General features: G+C 51.0%; 14 protein-coding genes. 8 read left to right on the forward strand and 6 right to left on the reverse strand.

Features of this window, described 5'->3' with window-relative positions; genetic code table 11:
• Window positions 1-23 precede the first annotated feature (23 nt).
• Window positions 24-926: a methylenetetrahydrofolate reductase gene (gene metF, locus AC51G0_RS01090; RefSeq protein WP_496300337.1), complete on the forward strand. Its 903-nt coding sequence runs from the start codon at window positions 24-26 to the stop codon at window positions 924-926.
• Between the two features lie 91 nt (window positions 927-1,017).
• Here metF and AC51G0_RS01095 read toward each other — a convergent pair whose 3' ends face one another.
• Both AC51G0_RS01095 and ppc read right to left on the reverse strand, forming a co-directional pair.
• Complete coding sequence (locus AC51G0_RS01095; protein WP_496300338.1) at window positions 1,018-1,587, reverse strand: PadR family transcriptional regulator; 570 nt, start codon at window positions 1,585-1,587, stop codon at window positions 1,018-1,020.
• 471 nt (window positions 1,588-2,058) lie between these two features.
• Window positions 2,059-4,689 (reverse strand): phosphoenolpyruvate carboxylase, encoded by a 2,631-nt coding sequence (ppc, locus tag AC51G0_RS01100; RefSeq protein ID WP_496300339.1) that lies wholly within the window; start codon window positions 4,687-4,689, stop codon window positions 2,059-2,061.
• 653 nt (window positions 4,690-5,342) lie between these two features.
• Here ppc and argC point away from each other — a divergent pair.
• The 4 genes from argC to argH all read left to right on the forward strand — a co-directional run bounded on the left by argC (window position 5,343) and on the right by argH (window position 10,379).
• A complete protein-coding gene (argC, locus tag AC51G0_RS01105; protein WP_496300340.1) occupies window positions 5,343-6,356 on the forward strand; it encodes an N-acetyl-gamma-glutamyl-phosphate reductase in 1,014 nt (337 codons plus the stop codon).
• An 11-nt stretch (window positions 6,357-6,367) separates the two neighbouring features.
• Complete coding sequence (argB, locus tag AC51G0_RS01110; protein ID WP_496300341.1) at window positions 6,368-7,147, forward strand: acetylglutamate kinase; 780 nt, start codon at window positions 6,368-6,370, stop codon at window positions 7,145-7,147.
• Between the two features lie 93 nt (window positions 7,148-7,240).
• Entirely contained in the window at window positions 7,241-8,455 is a 1,215-nt protein-coding gene (locus AC51G0_RS01115; protein WP_496300342.1) for an argininosuccinate synthase, read from the forward strand.
• 46 nt (window positions 8,456-8,501) lie between these two features.
• Window positions 8,502-10,379, forward strand: a complete 1,878-nt coding sequence (gene argH / locus AC51G0_RS01120) for an argininosuccinate lyase (protein ID WP_496300343.1) — start codon at window positions 8,502-8,504, stop codon at window positions 10,377-10,379.
• Window positions 10,380-10,447: 68 nt separating this feature from the next.
• On the opposite strand, the gene AC51G0_RS01125 is transcribed toward argH, so the two are convergent.
• From AC51G0_RS01125 to AC51G0_RS01135, 3 genes are all read right to left on the reverse strand, one after another.
• Window positions 10,448-10,717 carry a DUF3624 domain-containing protein gene (locus AC51G0_RS01125; protein WP_496300344.1) on the reverse strand — a complete coding sequence of 90 codons (270 nt, stop codon included), beginning with the start codon at window positions 10,715-10,717 and terminating at the stop codon, window positions 10,448-10,450.
• Window positions 10,718-10,854: 137 nt separating this feature from the next.
• Complete coding sequence (locus AC51G0_RS01130) at window positions 10,855-12,306, reverse strand: dihydrolipoyl dehydrogenase (protein ID WP_496300345.1); 1,452 nt, start codon at window positions 12,304-12,306, stop codon at window positions 10,855-10,857.
• 120 nt (window positions 12,307-12,426) lie between these two features.
• Entirely contained in the window at window positions 12,427-13,155 is a 729-nt protein-coding gene (locus AC51G0_RS01135) for a glutathione peroxidase (RefSeq protein WP_496300346.1), read from the reverse strand.
• Window positions 13,156-13,327: 172 nt separating this feature from the next.
• On the opposite strand from AC51G0_RS01135, the gene oxyR reads away from it, so the two are divergent.
• Window positions 13,328-14,230, forward strand: a complete 903-nt coding sequence (gene oxyR / locus AC51G0_RS01140; RefSeq protein ID WP_496300347.1) for a DNA-binding transcriptional regulator OxyR — start codon at window positions 13,328-13,330, stop codon at window positions 14,228-14,230.
• Between the two features lie 92 nt (window positions 14,231-14,322).
• Here the strand turns inward: oxyR and AC51G0_RS01145 are convergent, their stop codons facing one another.
• Window positions 14,323-16,866 (reverse strand): penicillin-binding protein 1A, encoded by a 2,544-nt coding sequence (locus AC51G0_RS01145; RefSeq protein ID WP_496300348.1) that lies wholly within the window; start codon window positions 16,864-16,866, stop codon window positions 14,323-14,325.
• 145 nt (window positions 16,867-17,011) lie between these two features.
• On the opposite strand from AC51G0_RS01145, the gene pilM reads away from it, so the two are divergent.
• The gene (pilM, locus tag AC51G0_RS01150) at window positions 17,012-18,022 is read left to right on the forward strand and encodes a type IV pilus biogenesis protein PilM (RefSeq protein ID WP_496300349.1); all 1,011 of its coding nucleotides are present in this window, start codon (window positions 17,012-17,014) and stop codon (window positions 18,020-18,022) included.
• A complete protein-coding gene (locus tag AC51G0_RS01155) occupies window positions 18,019-18,612 on the forward strand; it encodes a PilN domain-containing protein (RefSeq protein WP_496300350.1) in 594 nt (197 codons plus the stop codon). The genes pilM and AC51G0_RS01155 overlap by 4 nt, the downstream gene beginning before the upstream one ends.
• Window positions 18,613-18,614: the final 2 nt, after the last annotated feature.

An 18,614-nucleotide genomic window follows, 5' to 3' on the forward strand; every position in this document is an offset into this window, starting at 1 on the left:
GCCGGAACAGAAAGGAATAGACTATGGGGTATTCACACGCAAGTCACTTAGATGCGCTTAACCAGAACATCGCCGATATCAATGGTGACATCAATGTTTCATTTGAATTTTTTCCGCCAAGCTCTGAGCAAATGGAACAAACCCTATGGAATTCTATTCACCGCCTGAAAACATTGCAGCCAAAGTTTGTGTCAGTGACCTACGGTGCAAACTCTGGTGAGCGGGACCGTACTCACTCGATCATCAAAGATATAAAAGATCAGACCGGCCTAGTGGCGGCACCGCACCTGACCTGTATTGATGCAACACGTGATGAGCTACGTACCATTGCCCGCGATTACTGGAACAATGGGATCCGCGATATCGTTGCATTGCGTGGCGACTTGCCTGAAAAAGGGGTGAAACCTGAGATGTATGCCGCAGACTTGGTAGAGCTGCTGCGCAAAGAGGCCGACTTTGATATTTCGGTTGCCGCATACCCGGAGGTTCATCCTGAGGCGAAAAGTGCCCAGGCCGATTTGATTAACCTAAAGCGCAAGGTCGATGCCGGGGCCTGCCGAGCAATTACCCAGTTCTTTTTTGATGTTGAAAGCTACCTGCGATTCCGCGACCGTTGTGTGGCAGCCGGGATTGATGTTGAGATCGTGCCGGGCATCTTACCTGTTTCCAACATGACCCAGGCCAAGCGCTTTGCGTTGGCGAATAACGTGAAGATCCCGGGCTGGCTTGAGAAGCAATACCAGGGGCTTGATGATGATTTGCTGAGCCGCCAGATGGTCGGTGCCAGTAATGCGATAGATATGGTGCGTGTATTGAGCCGTGAAGGCGTTAAGGACTTCCATTTCTATACCCTGAACCGCGCTGAGTTGACCTATGCGATTTGCCATACCCTAGGTGTCCGTGCCGAGGCCGGGATTCAGGGCTAAGCCAGAAGCCCTCTTGCTGTTTAAATGCCCCCCATTAAAAAAGCCGCTTAAAAGCGGCTTTTTTCGTTAAGGGGTCGCGCGGTTAGCCATTTTAGCTATTGAGCGCTACCTTGCTGTCAGCACTGTCCATATCTTTTAGCTCGACCAGTACTTCTTCTGCCCAGTCAATCCACGCCTGACGGTTGTGGATACCACGGCGAAGCGTAAGGCGATCAAGGCGGGACTGGCGATCCATGTTTTTGTAGTCGCCAAAATGAACCTTTTCCAGCTCGTGGTAATGGTTCATCAGGGTGTGAGACTCTTCGATCAGTCCTTCAAGCTGCTGTTGCATCGGCACGGAATTGTGCACACCGCAAACCAGCAGTTTGGCAGAGAACTCATCACGAATGGTTGGGTTGCGAGCAGGCTCCTGGAACCACTCAAATAGTGCCTGGCGGCCTAGATCGGTAATGGAATACACTTTACGATCCGGTTTGCCTTCCTGCGGTTCTAGCTTGCAGGTCACCTGATCATTGGTAGCCATCTTGTTTAGCTCTCGGTAAACCTGCTGGTGGCTTGCCTTCCAGAAGTAACCGATGCTGTGGGAAAATTCTTTGGTTATATCGTAACCGGTTGCATCGCGGCTGCTCAGCACGGTTAATATTACGTGTGGTAGTGACATCTCTTCTATCCGTTAAAATACTACAAATAAAAAACAATCAGACAGACGTTACCCTGCGCTCTTTGGCGTTTGTTATAATCGTCTTGTTGCAGTGCCTGATCGAGATCACGTAGCATACACATCAATGTGCTCTTTATCGACACTAGATAGTGATAATAACCACTTTGGGGAACGACCAATTGTTCATCTTGTGATGTTTGTCTATATCTTAAGGTTTCCGATGCACTGCAATATATTGTGATTCACCCATGTTCACAGTGCATGGGATAACTTTAGACTATGCGACTAGTTACATTGCGTCTCATTTTTGAGCCACTGTAATAAAAAAAGTGTGAAATGGATTGGTGGTATATCAAGTGCGATGAGAAGTAGAACGGGAAAAGAAGACCTATGTGAGGCACCAGAGCCTGAGATAGAAGAAAGGCCACCCGATGGGTGGCCTCTGGATTGATATCAGGTCTTGTGGCTGAATTAGCCGGTGTTACGCATGCCCGTTGCAATACCGGCAATAGTGACCATCAGGGCCTCTTCCAGCATTGGTGACGGCTCTTCTTGCTGGCGAGTACGATAAAGTAGCTCGGCCTGGAGCATATTCAGCGGCTCAACGTAGATGTTACGCAGGCGGATCGCTTCCGCACCCCATGGGTCCTGCTCCATCAGGTGAGCACTGTTCTCGACAGTCAGTACAGCCTTGATGTCTTGCTGTAGCTGATCGCGCAGCTGCTGGCCCATCGGCCATAGAGATTGCTCGGTCAGGCGCTGATCGTAGTACTCAGCAATGCCGATGTTGGTTTTGGTATACACCATTTCCAGCATTCCCAGGCGGGTTGAGAAGAACGGCCACTCACGACACATCTCTTCTAGCTGCTGGGTATGGCCTTTATCGATAGAAAACTGAATGGCTTCACCGGCTCCTAGCCAGGCAGGCAGTAGCAGGCGGTTTTGGCTCCAGGCAAAAATCCATGGGATAGCACGTAGGCTTTCTACGCCACCTTTTGGATTACGCTTGGCCGGACGTGATCCCAGTGGCAGTTTGCCCAGCTCCAGCTCAGGTGTTGCCGCGCGGAAGTACGGAACGAACTCTTCGTTGCCGCGTACGACATCGCGGTAGGCTTCACAGGACACTTCGGACAGGACATCCATCAATTCGCGCCAGTCTTGCTTCGGTGCCGGCGGTGGCAGCAGGTTGGCTTCCAGGATCGCACTGGCATACAGGCTCAGGCTGTTGACGGCAACTTCTGGCAGGCCAAGCTTGAAGCGGATCATTTCGCCCTGTTCGGTAACCCGCAGGCCGCCTTTCAGGCTGCGCGGCGGCTGGGACAGCAGGGCAGCATGTGCAGGTGCGCCCCCGCGGCCAATAGAGCCCCCGCGTCCGTGGAACAGCGTCAGTTCCACCCCGGCTTCCTCACAAACATCTACCAATGCTTCCATCGCACGGTACTGAGCCCAGCCAGCAGCCATGACACCGGCATCTTTGGCTGAATCGGAGTAGCCGATCATAACCATCTGGTAGTTTTGGATAAAGCCGCGGTACCAGTCGATATTCATCAGCTGTTTGATCACCGACTCGGAGTTATTGAGATCGTCCAAGGTTTCAAACAGCGGGCAGACATCCATTCTGAACGGACAGCCGGCCTCTTTTAGCAGTAAGTGAACGGCCAGGACATCAGAGGCCGTGCGTGCCATGGAAATGACATAGGCGCCTAATGCTTCGCGTGGTTGCTCGGCAATGGCTCTACAGGTGTCAATGACTTCCCGAACATCTGCAGAAGGCTGCCAGTCGCGTGGCAGTAGCGGGCGTTTTGAGGCTAGCTCGCGGACCAGGAAGGCGACTTTGTCTTGCTCGCTCCATTGCTCATAATCGCCGATGCCCAGGTAGCGAGTCAGTTCAGAGATTACGTCAGAGTGGCGGGTACTTTCCTGGCGGATATCCAGGCGGACTAGGTGCACACCGAAACACTTGATACGGCGAAGGACATCCAGCAGCAGGCCGTCAGCAATGATCCCCATGCCGCACTCGTGCAGCGACTGGTAACAGGCATAGAGCGGGTCCCAAAGCTGGTCGACATGGTCGATGATGCCAAAGTTCGGGACACTCAGCCCTTTGATCTTGGCATCCAGCACGTCACGGGTATTGGTCAACTTGGCACGCAGATCTTTGAGGATGGCACGATAAGGTTCGTGTTCATCGCCTGCCAGCTCACGAACCTGGTCGTTGCATTTGACCATCGACAGTTCACTGACCAGCTCCTGGATATCGGTCAGGTATAAATCTGCCGCTTTCCAGCGTGACAGTAGCAAGACTTCCCGAGTGATGGTCGAGGTAACAAATGGGTTGCCATCGCGGTCGCCCCCCATCCAGGAAGAGAATTTAACTGGAGAGGCATCAATTGGTAGGCCTTCGCCAAGGTGATTGGTCAGCTTTTCATCGAATTGGCGCAGGAATTCTGGTACCGCCTGCCACAGGGAATTCTCGACCACGGCGAAGCCCCACTTGGCTTCATCCAGCGGCGTTGGCCGCTGCTTACGGATCACATCGGAATGCCACGCTTGGGCGATGAGCTGCTCGAGGCGTTGCTCGACACGCAGGCGCTCACTGTGTGACAGTTCGCTCAGTTCCAGCTCTGACAGGCATTTGTTGATTTGCACCAGCTTGTGGATCATGGTGCGACGGGCGATTTCCGTCGGGTGTGCCGTTAGTACCAGTTCAATATTCAGATCGCGCACGGCCTGAATAGAGTCAAACTGGCTGATCTCGCTGTTATTTAGTTTGCCAAACAGGGTGTCGATTGAGTCCGGGCTGCAGATATGCTCTTCGCAGTGACGGGACACCGTATGGTACTGCTCGGCAATATTGGTCAGGTTCAGGAACTGACTAAAGGCACGCGCAACAGGGAGTAGCTGCTCATCAGGCAGGTTTTGCAACTCATCGATCAGTTTCTCACGATCATCCTGATTTCCTGCGCGGGCAGATTTAGATAACTTACGTATAGCTTCCACTTTATCTAGCAGTGGCTCGCCATGCGCATCTTTAATGGTATTACCCAGCAGGTGGCCGAGCATACTTACGTTACTTCTTAACGCGCTGTACTTTTCGTTCATATCGCTTCCATCTCGTAATTTTGTTACATCCAATTTGCTATCGCATTAGTGACAATCTATCCGCGATCCCACTTTCAGGTCAACTTTGATTACATTTAGCGGCAATAAATCGCAGCCACCTTGATATTTGTCATGATATGAAATTTGGCTTGTAACAAATTTTCGTAAAAATGAGTCATAAGGCACGAATTTCGTGTGCTCTTTGTGCATAGTGCTTTTACTTTCAGCAAAAGTAGAGTAATAGAATAATCTTATTATGCATTATGTTGCTTTTGACAGGGTGATCTGTCTATTTATTTCTTCCTTAATAGCAAGCGGCAGAAATAAGTCACCGAATTGCTACTTTTTTCACTCCTGCTGTTGACAGCATAGGGATTAATCGGTAAACATATAAATGCAAACAAGATGAATAAAAATTTAATTGCTCTTTTGTTCTCATATTGAAGCAGAACACCAGTCAAAAGAATAGTTAAAGACGTTAAATGTAGGAAGTTATTAACATGAACCAGGCGAACATTCACAATCTGAATACCCTCCGACGACGCTAAGTCTCATCCGCCTGGTGCGCTCGTGCACCCCATCATCTGCTGTATCTGCAGCAAAGTTTCAAATACCAAGTATTTACTACTTAAAGCATTAGAACGGAATTACTTATGTTGAACACCTTCATTATCGGTGCCAGCGGTTATACCGGCGCAGAGCTGGCGAAAATGGTGCACATCCATCCTCATCTCAATCTAGCAGGCTTATATGTGTCGGCAAACAGCCTTGACGCCAATAAGCCTGTGAGTGAATTACACGGTCAATTAAAAGGTATTGTGGATTTACCCCTGCAGCCGCTGAAAGATCCGGCCGCGGTTGCAGCACAGGCGGATATCGTCCTGTTGGCTACCGCTCATGAGGTGAGTCATGACTTGGCTACAACCTTTCTTTCTACTGGCTGTCAAGTGTTTGATTTGTCAGGGGCGTTCCGGGTGCAAGGGGATGACTTCTATACTCAGTACTATGGTTTTGAACACCAGCACCAGCAGTGGCTAAAACAAGCGGTTTATGGTTTGGCCGAATGGAATAGCAAGGCGATTAAACAAGCGCAGCTGGTGGCGGTTCCGGGCTGTTATCCGACGGCTTCGCAGCTGGCGCTAAAGCCGCTGCTGGAATCCAACCTTATCGATAAAAATCAGTGGCCTGTTATTAACGCGGTGAGCGGTGTTTCCGGTGCTGGCCGCAAAGCATCAATGGTCAACAGTTTTTGTGAAGTGAGCTTGCAGGCCTATGGGGTATTTGGCCATCGTCATCAGCCAGAAATTGCTGCTCACCTTGACTGTGACGTGATTTTTACCCCACACCTTGGCAGCTTCAAGCGTGGGATCCTGGCGACGATTACGGCGAAGCTGGCACCAGGTGTTGATGCCGAAGAAGTGGCTGGGGCCATGCAGCAAGCCTACCAGAAACAAACCGGCCAACATGCCGTCAGGTTGCTGGGCGAGCAAACGGCCAGTATCCAGAATGTTGTTAATACCTGTTTCTGTGATATTGGCTGGAAGGTACAGGGTCAGCACATTGTATTAACATCTGCGATTGACAACTTATTGAAAGGTGCCTCATCTCAAGCGATGCAGTGCATAAATATTCGGAATAATTTTCCGCAGTTAACGGCGTTGGTTTAGGAGGTATCACCATGAGTCAGGTTCCTTTAGTTATTAAGTTAGGTGGTGCTGTGCTGTCATGCACTGACACGCTGGAAAAATTGTTTAATGCAATCAGCCATTACCAGGAAAAGGCCCAGCGGCCATTGCTGCTGGTACACGGCGGTGGTTATCTGGTTGACGAGCTGATGGAAAAGCTGCAGCACGAAACCGTTAAGAAAGAGGGCCTGCGGGTCACACCGAAAGAGCATATTCCCTTTATTGCAGGGGCACTGGCCGGTACGGCAAATAAAGTATTGCAAGGTCAGGCGATTAAATCTGGTGTTGCTGCCGTTGGCTTGAGCCTGGCCGATGGTGGCTTGTGCCAAATCACCGAGCTGGATCCGGAGTTGGGTTCAGTGGGCAAAGCTGCACCGGGCAATAGTGAGCTGGTGAAGCTGATTATGGCCTCGGGTTATCTACCGATTGTGAGCTCCATTGGCCTTGATGCCGATGGCGAGCTAATGAATGTCAATGCGGATCAGGCTGCTGTTGCTGTTGCAGCGGCGCTGGATGCCGAGCTGGTATTGCTGTCGGATGTAAGCGGCGTTTTGGATGGCAAAGGGCATTTGATTGCCAGCCTGACCGAAGACGAAGCAGAAGCACTGATCACCCAGGCGGTGATCACCGATGGCATGGTCGTCAAGGTACGTGCTGCCTTTGAAGCAGCCAAAGCCTTGGGACGCCCGATTGAAGTGGCGACCTGGCGCTACCCGGACAAGCTGGAAGCCTTGTTCGATGGCCAGAGTATCGGCACCAAGTTCTCGGTATAAGCCGGGCGAAAACAGAATTAACTAAGTCAGAACACCCATTATTTTAAAACGCCTGAGCGGTATGACCGTCGAGCAGGCAATCAGGAGAGCATTATGAGTAAGGTAACTAAAGTCGTATTAGCCTATTCCGGCGGTCTGGATACATCAGCAATTATTCCATGGCTGAAAGAAAACTATGACTGTGAGGTTGTGGCGTTTGTGGCCGATGTTGGCCAGGGTGAGGCGGAGCTGGAAGGTATTGAAGAGAAAGCGTTGGCTTCTGGTGCATCATCTTGCTATATCGCTGATCTTAAGGCTGAAATGGTCGCTGACTATATCTATCCAAGCCTGAAAACCGGTGCAATTTATGAGGGTAAATACCTGCTAGGTACCTCGATGGCGCGTCCGATCATCGCCAAGGCGCAGGTTGAATGTGCACTGGAAGTCGGTGCAGACGCTGTTTGTCACGGCTGTACTGGTAAAGGTAATGACCAGGTGCGTTTTGAGAGTGCCTATGCAGCACTGGCCCCTCAGCTGACAGTTATTGCCCCTTGGCGTGAGTGGGATCTGCGTAGCCGTGAGGCACTGCTCGATTACCTGGCTGAGCGTGATATCCCATGTACGGCGTCACTGGAGAAGATTTATTCGCGTGATGCTAATGCTTGGCATATCTCAACCGAAGGCGGGGTGCTGGAAGATACCTGGAACCAGCCTAATGAGCTGTGCTGGGTATGGACCAAGGATCCTGAAGACGCCCCTGAAAAACCAGAGACAGTATCAATCCTGATTGATAAAGGTGAGATTGTGGCGGTTGATGGCGAAGCGATGTCACCGCTTAGTACGCTGACTTACCTTAATGAGAAAGGTGCCGAGCACGGTGTCGGCCGTATCGATATCGTCGAGAACCGTTTGGTTGGTATGAAGTCGCGTGGCTGCTACGAAACTCCGGGCGGCACGATCATGAACGAGGCTCTGCGTGCGGTAGAGCAGCTGGTTCTTGATAAGGAATCGTTTGAGTTCCGTGAGTCAATTGGCCTGAAAGCCTCGCACCTTATCTATGATGGCCGTTGGTTCACCCCGCTTTGCAAGTCATTGCTGGCTGCTGCCGATGAGCTTGCCCAAGATGTGAGCGGTGAAGTTGTGGTGAAGCTGTATAAAGGTCAAGCTACTGTGGTTCAGAAGCGCTCGCTAAACAGCCTGTACTCGGAAGAATTTGCTACCTTTGGTGAAGATGAGGTTTACGACCACAGCCATGCTGAAGGCTTTATCCGCCTGTACTCGCTAGCAAGCCGTATTCGTGCGTTAAACGAACAGAAGAAAAATAAATAACCCAAAGCATTGAGCAAGTCGAGTAGCGAAGCATAGGAGAAGTACCATGGCACTATGGGGCGGACGTTTTAGTCAGGCAGCTGACACACGGTTTAAGCAGTTCAACGATTCACTACGTTTTGATTACCGTTTGGCGGAGCAAGACATCGTTGGTTCTATTGCATGGTCAAAGGCACTGCGTCAGGTTAATGTTCTGACGGATGAAGAGCAGCAGCGGCTCGAGCTGGCACTGAATGAGCTGAAGCTGGCAGTAATGGAAGATCCGGAGCAGATCCTGCGCTCCGATGCCGAGGATATCCACAGCTGGGTCGAGCAACAGCTGATCAGCAAAGTGGGTGATTTAGGCAAGAAGCTGCACACCGGTCGTTCACGTAACGATCAGGTGGCAACGGATCTGAAACTATGGTGCCGCCAGCAGGGCCAGCAGTTGCTGCTGATGCTCGATAGGCTGCAGAACCAGCTGGTCTCGGTAGCTCGTGATCACCAGGGAACGGTATTGCCTGGCTATACCCACCTGCAGCGTGCTCAGCCAGTGACTTTTGCCCATTGGTGCTTAGCTTATGTAGAAATGCTAGAGCGTGACCATTCTCGCCTGCATGATGCGCTTGACCGCCTTGATACTTGCCCTCTGGGATCGGGAGCACTGGCTGGTACGGCCTATCCGATTGATCGTGAGGAGCTGGCCCATAGCCTGGGTTTCCACCGGGCAACCCGTAACAGCCTCGACTCAGTCTCGGATCGTGACCATGTAATGGAACTGCTGTCGACGGCCTCTATTTCTATGTTGCACCTGTCACGGATGGCGGAAGATTTGATCTTCTATAACTCCGGTGAATCGAACTTTATCGAATTGGCCGATACCGTGACATCGGGCTCGTCCCTGATGCCACAGAAAAAAAATCCGGATGCGCTAGAGCTGATCCGGGGTAAATGTGGTCGGGTGTACGGGGCGATGACCGGCATGATGATGACGGTGAAGGCATTGCCGCTGGCCTATAACAAAGATATGCAGGAAGACAAGGAAGGGTTGTTTGATGCCCTTGATAGCTGGCATGACTGCATGGAAATGGCTGCATTGTGCTTCGATGGGATCAAGGTTAATAAAGATCGGACGCTTGAAGCGGCGATGCAGGGCTACTCGAATGCCACTGAACTGGCTGACTACCTGGTAGCAAAAGGTATTCCGTTCCGTGAAGCGCACCATATTGTTGGGGTGGCGGTGGTTGCCGCTATCGCCAAGGGCTGCGCATTGGAAGAGTTGTCTCTGGCCGAAATGAAAGAGTTCTCCGAGGTCATTGATGAGGATGTGTATCCGATCCTGACTATCGATTCTTGCCTTGATAAGCGTTGTGCCCTCGGCGGTGTTGCGCCTAACCAGGTCGATTATGCTATCGGCCAGGCCGAGAAGCGTCTTGAGAAACGCTACTCGCCAGGGGTGAAGGTACGCGGTGCTCGCCTGACTGATCTCGATGCGATTGAAGGGATGGTTGCCTACTGGGCTGGCTTGGGTGAGAACCTGCCGCGGCTGCGTAATGAATTGGTGCGTGATATTGGTTCGTTTGCTGTGGCCGAGCACCATGGTACGGTGACAGGGTGTGCTTCGCTGTATGTCTATGACTCCGGACTGGCAGAAATTCGCTCGCTGGGTGTTGAAGCCGGCTGGCAGCAACAGGGCCAGGGAAAAGCGATTGTTGACCACTTGATTGAGAAAGCGGGTCAGATGGCGATTAAGAAAGTCTTTGTGCTGACGAGGGTGCCTGAATTTTTCATGAAGCAGGGCTTTATTCCAACCTCGAAATCGCTATTGCCAGAAAAGGTGATGAAAGATTGCGAGCGTTGTCCTCGCCAGCATGCCTGTGACGAAGTTGCTTTGGAAGTTCGCCTGGATCAAGAACAGGCGATTCCGACAGTGAACGTTGCCTAAGCGGCTAGTACTGCCTTCTTCTTAACAAAAGTCCGGTCCCTGGTATTTATCCTGGTGGCCGGATTTTTTTATGGGGATTGTTGCTGGCGTTCATGCTTTCCTGCTTTTTTTAGCCACAACACGAAAGCGACGACCCAGTGAGCGAGCAATAGCAGGCTGAATGCTGTGGCAGCAAAAAGAAGGGTAATGGACTCTACCACTGCGGGAGTGGGTAAATAGAAGTAAAACCAAGCTCCCCAGCTAGCAATGCTCAGTAATGTCAGCTGAGCCATACATTGGCGGCACCGACCGAGTTTTTGTTTGAATACTTGCGCAGTACGGCAGTGACGACAACCCATGAGGCAATCCGAATCGCTTTGAGGTGGACATGATTGTACACGAAAAAAGCCCTCCGGATGGAGGGCGAATCGGTAGTGCAGGAGAGTAAGTCTGTCGTTTATTTAGTATAGGGCCTGTAATGTCATAGCCCTGCCAGTTAACAACCTGGGCCGCAGTCCAGGCAGTGCTTGATCATTTCAGGACCAAGGTGCAGTTTGGCATTCAGATCGCGCAGCGCGGTACGGACACCTTCTTCAATCACCGGGTGATAGAAAGGCATATCCAGCATCTCTGCTACCGTCATTTTATTCTGATGTGCCCATGCCAGCAGGTGCGCTAAGTGCTCGGCATTCGGGCCAATCATTTCAGCTCCCAGGAAGCGGCCAGTACCGTGTTCGCCGTAGACGTGCAGTACGCCTTTGTTTCGCAGCATGACGCGAGAGCGGCCCTGGTTTTCAAATGACACTTCACCGGTTTCGAAACAGCCGCAGTTACCGAGGCGGGTGGTGATTTCTTTATATGTCTCGCCGACCATCGCGATTTGTGGATCAGAGAATACCGCAGCAATCTTAGAACGACGCAAGCCTGCTCGGATTTCAGGGAAGCGACCTGCATTATCACCCGCGATGCGCGCCTGGTCGGCAGCTTCGTGAAGCAATGGAATTTGGTTGCTTGCATCACCGGCAATAAAGATTGAGTTTACCGATGTTTGCATGGTGTAGTGATCCGCTACAGGTACACCACGAGCGTCTAGCTCTAAGCTGGTTTTTTCAATATCGAGCTTATCGACATTAGGACGGCGGCCTGTTGTTGCTAGCACATAATCAACGGTGATTTCTTTTAATTCACCGTCTTTACCCATGTACATGATCTCAACCATATCGCCGTTGCGCTTCATGCTCTCAACTTTCACATCGGCATCAAGGTAGAATTCTTCATTGAACGACGTGTTGGCATAAGCCATGACCTCAGGATCAGTGAGTGGGCCTACCTGACCGCCAATACCGAACATAATGACTTCAACACCTAAACGCTTCAGTGCTTGACCTAGTTCAAGGCCAATAACGCCCGGGCCAAATACCGCGACAGAGTTTGGCAGGTCATCCCATTCAAATACGTTGTCGTTAATGATCAGGCGATCACCAAGCTCATTCCAAATGGCAGGGTAAGCTGGGCGAGAACCCGTCGCGATGACAATGCGTTTTGCGGTGATTTGCGTATGCCCATCAACCACAAGCGTATTGTCATCGACAAATTTTGCGTAACCAATCATTTTGTCTTCTGCCGGGATTTCATCAACACCTTCCAAAACGAATCCGACAAAGCGATCACGTTCGCTTTTTACGCGAGCCATCACTTCGCGGCCATTGATCATGATTTCACCTTGTGGATGAACACCGAAACCTGGCGCTTTTTCGATTTGGTGAACGCTTTCTGCGGCTGCGATAAGGAGTTTTGATGGCATGCAACCAACGCGGGCACAAGTGGTGCCGAATGGGCCACCTTCAATCATCACAACACTATCTGTGTGTGCTTTTGCTGCACGGTAAGTACTAAGACCTGCCGTACCACCACCAATAACAGCGACATCAACATTCAAGGTTTTCATTTCGGTATCTCCGAGCAAAATTAAAAATGGCGGGACAAATAAGAGAGAAGGTCCCGCCAATGACTCATTGGTTGTATTTTTATGGGTTGTAACTGTCGTTACTCAGTAAGAGCGTACGACTTAACCTAAGAATGCTTCTAGCGCTTCGCTACCACCGATGTGTTCACCACCGATGAATACTTGAGGCACAGTGCTTTGACCAGATATTGCACGTAGGCTTACTGTTGTTGCATCTTTACCAAGTACCACTTCTTCATACTGAAGGCCTTTGTCGATTAGGTTCTGTTTTGCTTTTGCACAGAACGGACAACCAGGTTTCGTGAAGACGGTGATTGACTCTTGTAGCTTGTGCTCTGGTGCTACGTAGTTAAGCATTGTGTCAGCATCAGATACTTTGAACGGGTCGCCTGGTTCTTCGTTTTCAACAAACATTTTTTCAACAATGCCATTTTTAACCAGCATGCTGTAGCGCCATGAGCGAGCACCGAAACCCAGGTCTTCTTTGTCTACTAGCATGTCCATGCCTTTAGAAAACTCACCGTTACCATCAGGGATGAAAGTGATGTTTTCTGCTTCTTGGTCAGCTTTCCACGCGTTCATTACAAACGTATCGTTCACTGATACACACATAATTTCATCAACACCGTGCTCAGCAAATACTGATGCTAGCTCGTTGTAACGAGGTAGGTGGCTTGAAGAACATGTCGGTGTAAATGCGCCTGGCAGGCTGAATAGAACGACTGTTTTGTTTGCGAATAGCTCATCAGTTGTTACGTCTACCCACTGGTCACCTTGGCGAGTGTGGAAAGTAACCTGTGGTACTGCTTGGCCTTCTTTTGATGCGAACATACTGTTTACCTCAATAATTCATAGTTGTATAGGTGGTTATTTGTGTCTCAACCGGAGCTTACTCTTCACTGCTCCGTTTTGATGTGATGATTATGTCGATTTTGACTTGATAGCTCTAATCGTTTGCTGCTATGGTTTTGATAGTTATTTTCTATTAATAAGATATAGAGCCATGAACATCCGGGATCTTGAATATCTGGTGGCGCTGTCCGAGCACAAACATTTCAGAAAAGCAGCCGAAGCCTGTTTTGTCAGCCAGCCCACCCTGAGTGGGCAAATCCGTAAGCTGGAAGATGAGCTGGGGGTTTCATTGCTGGAGCGCACCAGCCGTCGGGTACTTTTTACCGATGCAGGCCTGAGCCTGGTCGCCCAGGCGCAAAAAGTGCTGTTGGAAGTCAAGGTGCTGACTGAGCTGGCAAGCCATCAAGGGGAAAGTATGGCTGGGCCACTGCATATCGGTTTTATTCCGACAGTAGGGCCTTATTTGCTGCCGCATATCATTCCACAGCTCAAGGCCTCTTTTCCGCAGCTTGAGTTGTTTCTCCATGAAGCGCAAACCCACCAGCTGGTTCAGCAACTGGAAGCGGGCAAGCTTGATTGCATCATTTTGGCTGCCGTAAAAGAAACAGAACACTTTATTGAGCTGCCACTTTATAACGAACCGATGATGCTGGCGGTCCCGGAAGAACATCCGTGGGCCAAGCTGAAAACACTGGAGATGGCCCAGTTACATGGTGAAACCCTACTGATGCTGGGAGATGGCCATTGTTTGCGGGATCAGGCTATGGGCTTTTGCTTTGCCGCCGGGGCACATGAAGATGGCAGTTTCAAAGCGACCAGCCTGGAAACTTTGCGCAATATGGTTGCGGCGGGAAGTGGGATCACGTTGTTGCCACAGCTGGCCACACCAAAGGAGAAGAGCCGGGACGGCGTGAGCTATATCAAGGCCTGCGATCCGGTGCCGACGCGCTTGATCACCCTTGCCTACCGTCCGGGCTCACCTTTGCGGGCGCGCTATGAAAAAATTGCCGAGTTGATTAACCAGCATATTGCTGACCGTTTTAGTGTGGAATAAATCTGGCGTACAGGGCGGGGTAAGTACTATTGGCCTTGCGGCCCGATACAAAAAGAGCGCCGGGAAGGCGCTCTTTTTTAAGGGGGGGATAATCAGAATAGTTCGTCAGAGCTGTCTGATTCGAAAATACCGTCAGAGGCTCCTTCGCCCACCTGCTCTGTCGGCTCGGTCCCTTTTTCAAAGTACTCGAACATCGAGGTGTAATCGTTGTGGTTGCTGAGCTTGCCGGTATCTCGATCAATGCGGACTTTCACGATATCAGACGGAAGCTGCTTGCGCTGTACGGGCACATCTTCCAGGGCTTTGTCCATGAATGATACCCAGGCCGGTTGCGCTGTTTTTGCACCGGCTTCACCGCCAGAGATCTGGTTTTTGTCCAGATTATTGTTCCAGGCTGATTTACCCAGTTCACGGCTGTGATCATCAAAACCGACCCAGGATGTTGCCACAATATTGGGACCAAAACCTGAATACCAGGCATCCTTTGAGCCATTTGTGGTACCGGTTTTACCGCCGACATCACGTCGCTTTAGTACCTGGCCGCGCCAGCCTGTGCCGTTCCAGCCGCTGCCGTGACGCCAGTCGCCGCCGCCCCAGATATTGCTCTCCAGCATCTCACGGATCAGGAAGGCATTTTGCTCGGAAATAACCTGCGGCGCATAGTGTGTTTGCTGCTGATCGCTTTCGATGGCACTGCCGGTATCACCCAGCTCCTGCTCGCTGATAGCGATATCGTTAACGACGGCACGGCTGGCGGCGATGTTATTGCCAGCCTGTTGCTGCTCACGTTGGCACTCGATGTTGCAGACCACATTAGGGTTGGCTTGATACACCAGGTTGCCATATGGGTCTTCAACACGTTCTATGAAGTAGGGTTCGACGTAATAGCCGCCGTTGGCAAAGACCGAGAAGCCTTGTGCCATTTCCAGCGGTGTCAGGCTACCTGCCCCGAGGGCAATTGCTTCAGCACGTGGTAGATCTTTGCGTTTGAAGCCAAAGCGAGTCAGATAGCTGATGGTTTCGTCCAGCCCGACGCTTTGCAGTACGCGTACGGCCATCACGTTCTTTGATTGTGCCAACCCTAGACGTAGGCGTGTTGGGCCATTGTAGGTTGGTGGTGAATTCTTAGGTCGCCATGCCGTACCCATGCTCTTGTCCCAGCGGTTGATCGGCGCGTCGTTAACCAAGGTTGCTAATGTCATGCCGTTGTCCAGCGCCGCCGAGTAAATAAACGGTTTGATACTGGATCCCACTTGGCGGATAGACTGGGTAGCGCGGTTAAACTTGCTGTGGATGAAGTTGAAGCCGCCGACCATGGCCTTAACAGACCCATTGTGCGGGGACACTGCCACAAAGGCTGTGTTGGCATCGGGTACCTGGCTTAATACCCATTGCTTACCTTTCTGCTGCACCCAGACTTGCTGGCCGGGTGACAGAATGTTGGCTGCCGTTTTAGGGGCCGGGCCCTGGCGGGTATCGGTGACGAACTTACGTGCCCATTTCATCCCGCTCCATTCGATGGTGTGCTCGCCACCTTTGGTTACTACCTGGGCTGTTTGGCCGCTGACAGCAGTAACAACGGCGGCCTGTAGCTCACCGTAGCTTGGCTGCTCGTTCAGGTGTCCGGTAATCTTGTTGATATCCCAAGCCGTTTGTTCTGTTTTCCATAGCGTTGCCACTGCGCCTCTGAATCCGTGCCGCTGATCGTAGCTGAGCAGGTTGTTGATTGCTGCCGTTTGGGCAGCTTGCTGTAGTTTAGGGTCGACGGTTGTGTAGATGCGCATTCCCGAGGTATAGGCATCTTCACCGTAACGCTCAACCATCCAGGCACGGGCACGCTCTGCAAAATACGGCGCGTTTAGCTCGATTTCCGCACCGTGGTAGCGGGCAACAATCGGTTCTGAGCGTGCCTGATCCAGCTCTGCTTGAGTAACATAGCCTTCAGCGGACATACGGCCCAGTACCACATTGCGTCGGGTGGTTGCGCGATCCACCGAATACAGAGGGTTCATGGTGGATGGGGCTTTTGGCAGGCCAGCAATGATCGCAATTTCACTCAAGGTTAGCTGGCTGACCTCTTTGCCAAAATAGACCTGTGCCGCGGCCCCGACACCGTATGAGCGGTAGCCGAGGTAGATTTTGTTCAGGTAAAGCTCAAGGATTTCTTCCTTGGTTAGCAGTTGCTCGATATGGATAGCGATAAAAATCTCTTTGATTTTTCGCATCAGCTTTTTCTCGTTGGAGAGAAAGAAATTTCGAGCCAGCTGTTGGGTAATGGTACTCGCCCCCTGCTTGGCCGAGCCGGAGGTGGCGACCACAAAGGCGGCACGGGCAATACCGATTGGGTCAATACCCGGGTGGTCGTAGTAACGGCTGTCTTCGGTCGCAATGATGGCATTGATCATTTGCGGCGGAATATCGTCGAGTGTCAGTGGAATACGTCGTTTTTCACCAAACTGCGAGATCAGTTTGCCATCAGCACTGAAGACCTGCATAGGTGTCTGTAATTCAACATTTTTTAGTGTTGCAACATCAGGGAGCTCTGGCTTCACATAAAGGTAGAAACCAAAAATTGTACTGACTCCAAGGATTATGCAAATCATTGCAAGGATAAGTAATCGCTTTATGAACTTCACTTGAGAATTCCTGTTACACCATCATTCGATCGTTCAATCTATTTCAACCAATAGTATAAAGATAACTTAAATAAAATTAACGCCATAGGTTGGTGTTTGTTTGAAAAATAATTTGCTTTTCCATTATCAGGGAGCATAGCACGGTATGTTTCGTAACCCACCAATAATTGGGATTGATATTGGCCATCATAGTGTCAAAGCGGTCGTGCTGAACCCAAAGAAAGAACAATTGGAACTGGCTGCATTTGCTGAGATCGTATTGCCTTCCTCTGTTATTAACGACCAGCATAGCGTCAATACGCCAGCCTTGTTGTCAGCAATACGTAAATTAAAAAAGAGTCTTCCGTTTAGCGCCAAAAAAGTGGCACTTGCCTTACCCGACAGTGCGGTCATCAGCAAAGTGATCCAGCTTGATACCAGCTTAAGTGATGAAGAAGCGGAGTTTGCCGTTACCCAGGCGCTCAGCGCATCATCGCCGTTTCCTGTTGAAGAGTTAAGCCTGGATTTCTTCCCCTTGTCGTCGGGCACCTTTCCAGAAGCTGCGATGACGGCACCGTTTCAGGTATTCGCGGCCCGGAAAGAGACTATCGATAGCCGGATAGAGGCGGTAAGAAAAGCAGGCCTGGCACCGAAGGTGGTGGAGTTACAGACCCATGCTTTATTGTGGTTGGCCGAGCATGCCACAGAGCAGGCCACGATGCAGGAACAATGGGGGATCGTAGATATCGGCAAGCGGCGAACCGAGTTTTGTGTAAAGCCACCAGGGGCTGCGGCCTACCATCGGGAAATTGCTTTTGGCACCGGGCAAATCAGCAAAGCTGGTTTTGTTGATAACGAGGGCCCGCAGGTGTTTACCCCTGAGCCTGAGCAGGCAGAAGCCTTTACCAAGCAGCTGGCCGATCATCTCAAGCGCCAGTTTCAGCTGTATAACTCCACGCATCCGCATTCGGCCCTGAAGGGGATCTGGTTGTGTGGCGGTGGCCAATATGTGGCACTGGAAGAATTGCTTGGTCGGCTACTGGGGATTGAAGTGCAATGGCTCAATCCTTTCCGCTACTTTCCCTGCAGCAAAAAGCTGGGTGAAATTGCCCGTAATAGTTATTTCAGCCAATACGCTGTGGCTACCGGACTGGCTCTGCGGGGGATCGGGCAATGATTGCACCGTTAAACCTGCTGCCTTGGCGTGAGGAAAAGCGGAAGCAGCATAAGCAGCGCTTTTTTGCCATTCTGGGTATCGCTGTGGTGACGGTAGCTGCCATGCAATGGTTATTGGCGAGCTATACCGAACAGCAAAAAGCGCTCCAGCAGGTCAGGAATCAGCAATTGCGACAAGAGATTGCGACGCTTGAACGTCAGTTAGCCTTTTTGCCTGCGTTGGATAGACAACGGGAAGCGCTCAATAAACGGCTTGGGGTTATTAGTGATATCCAGCAAGAACGAAACCGGGCAACGCACCTGCTGAGCCTGCTACCGGGCATTGTCCCGCAGGGCGTCTACCTCGACAGTGTTTCGATGAAATCCAATCGTATCGTGATCAATGGGATCGGTGACTCTAACGGTCGCCTGGCTATTTTGTTATCCAATGCTGAAGGTTCTCTCTGGCTAAAAGATGTCGCGATGCATTCCATTGTTGCAACAAAAGGTGACAAAGAGCAGGACCAGACGAAATTTAAGGCCTCGTTCACGATGGCGCAGCCCCTAGAGCCGCGCTCCGGTGTCGCCCGCAGTCAGTCAGGAGGGCTGTAGTG

The sequence above is a fragment of the Photobacterium sp. HL06 genome (genome assembly GCF_059552575.1).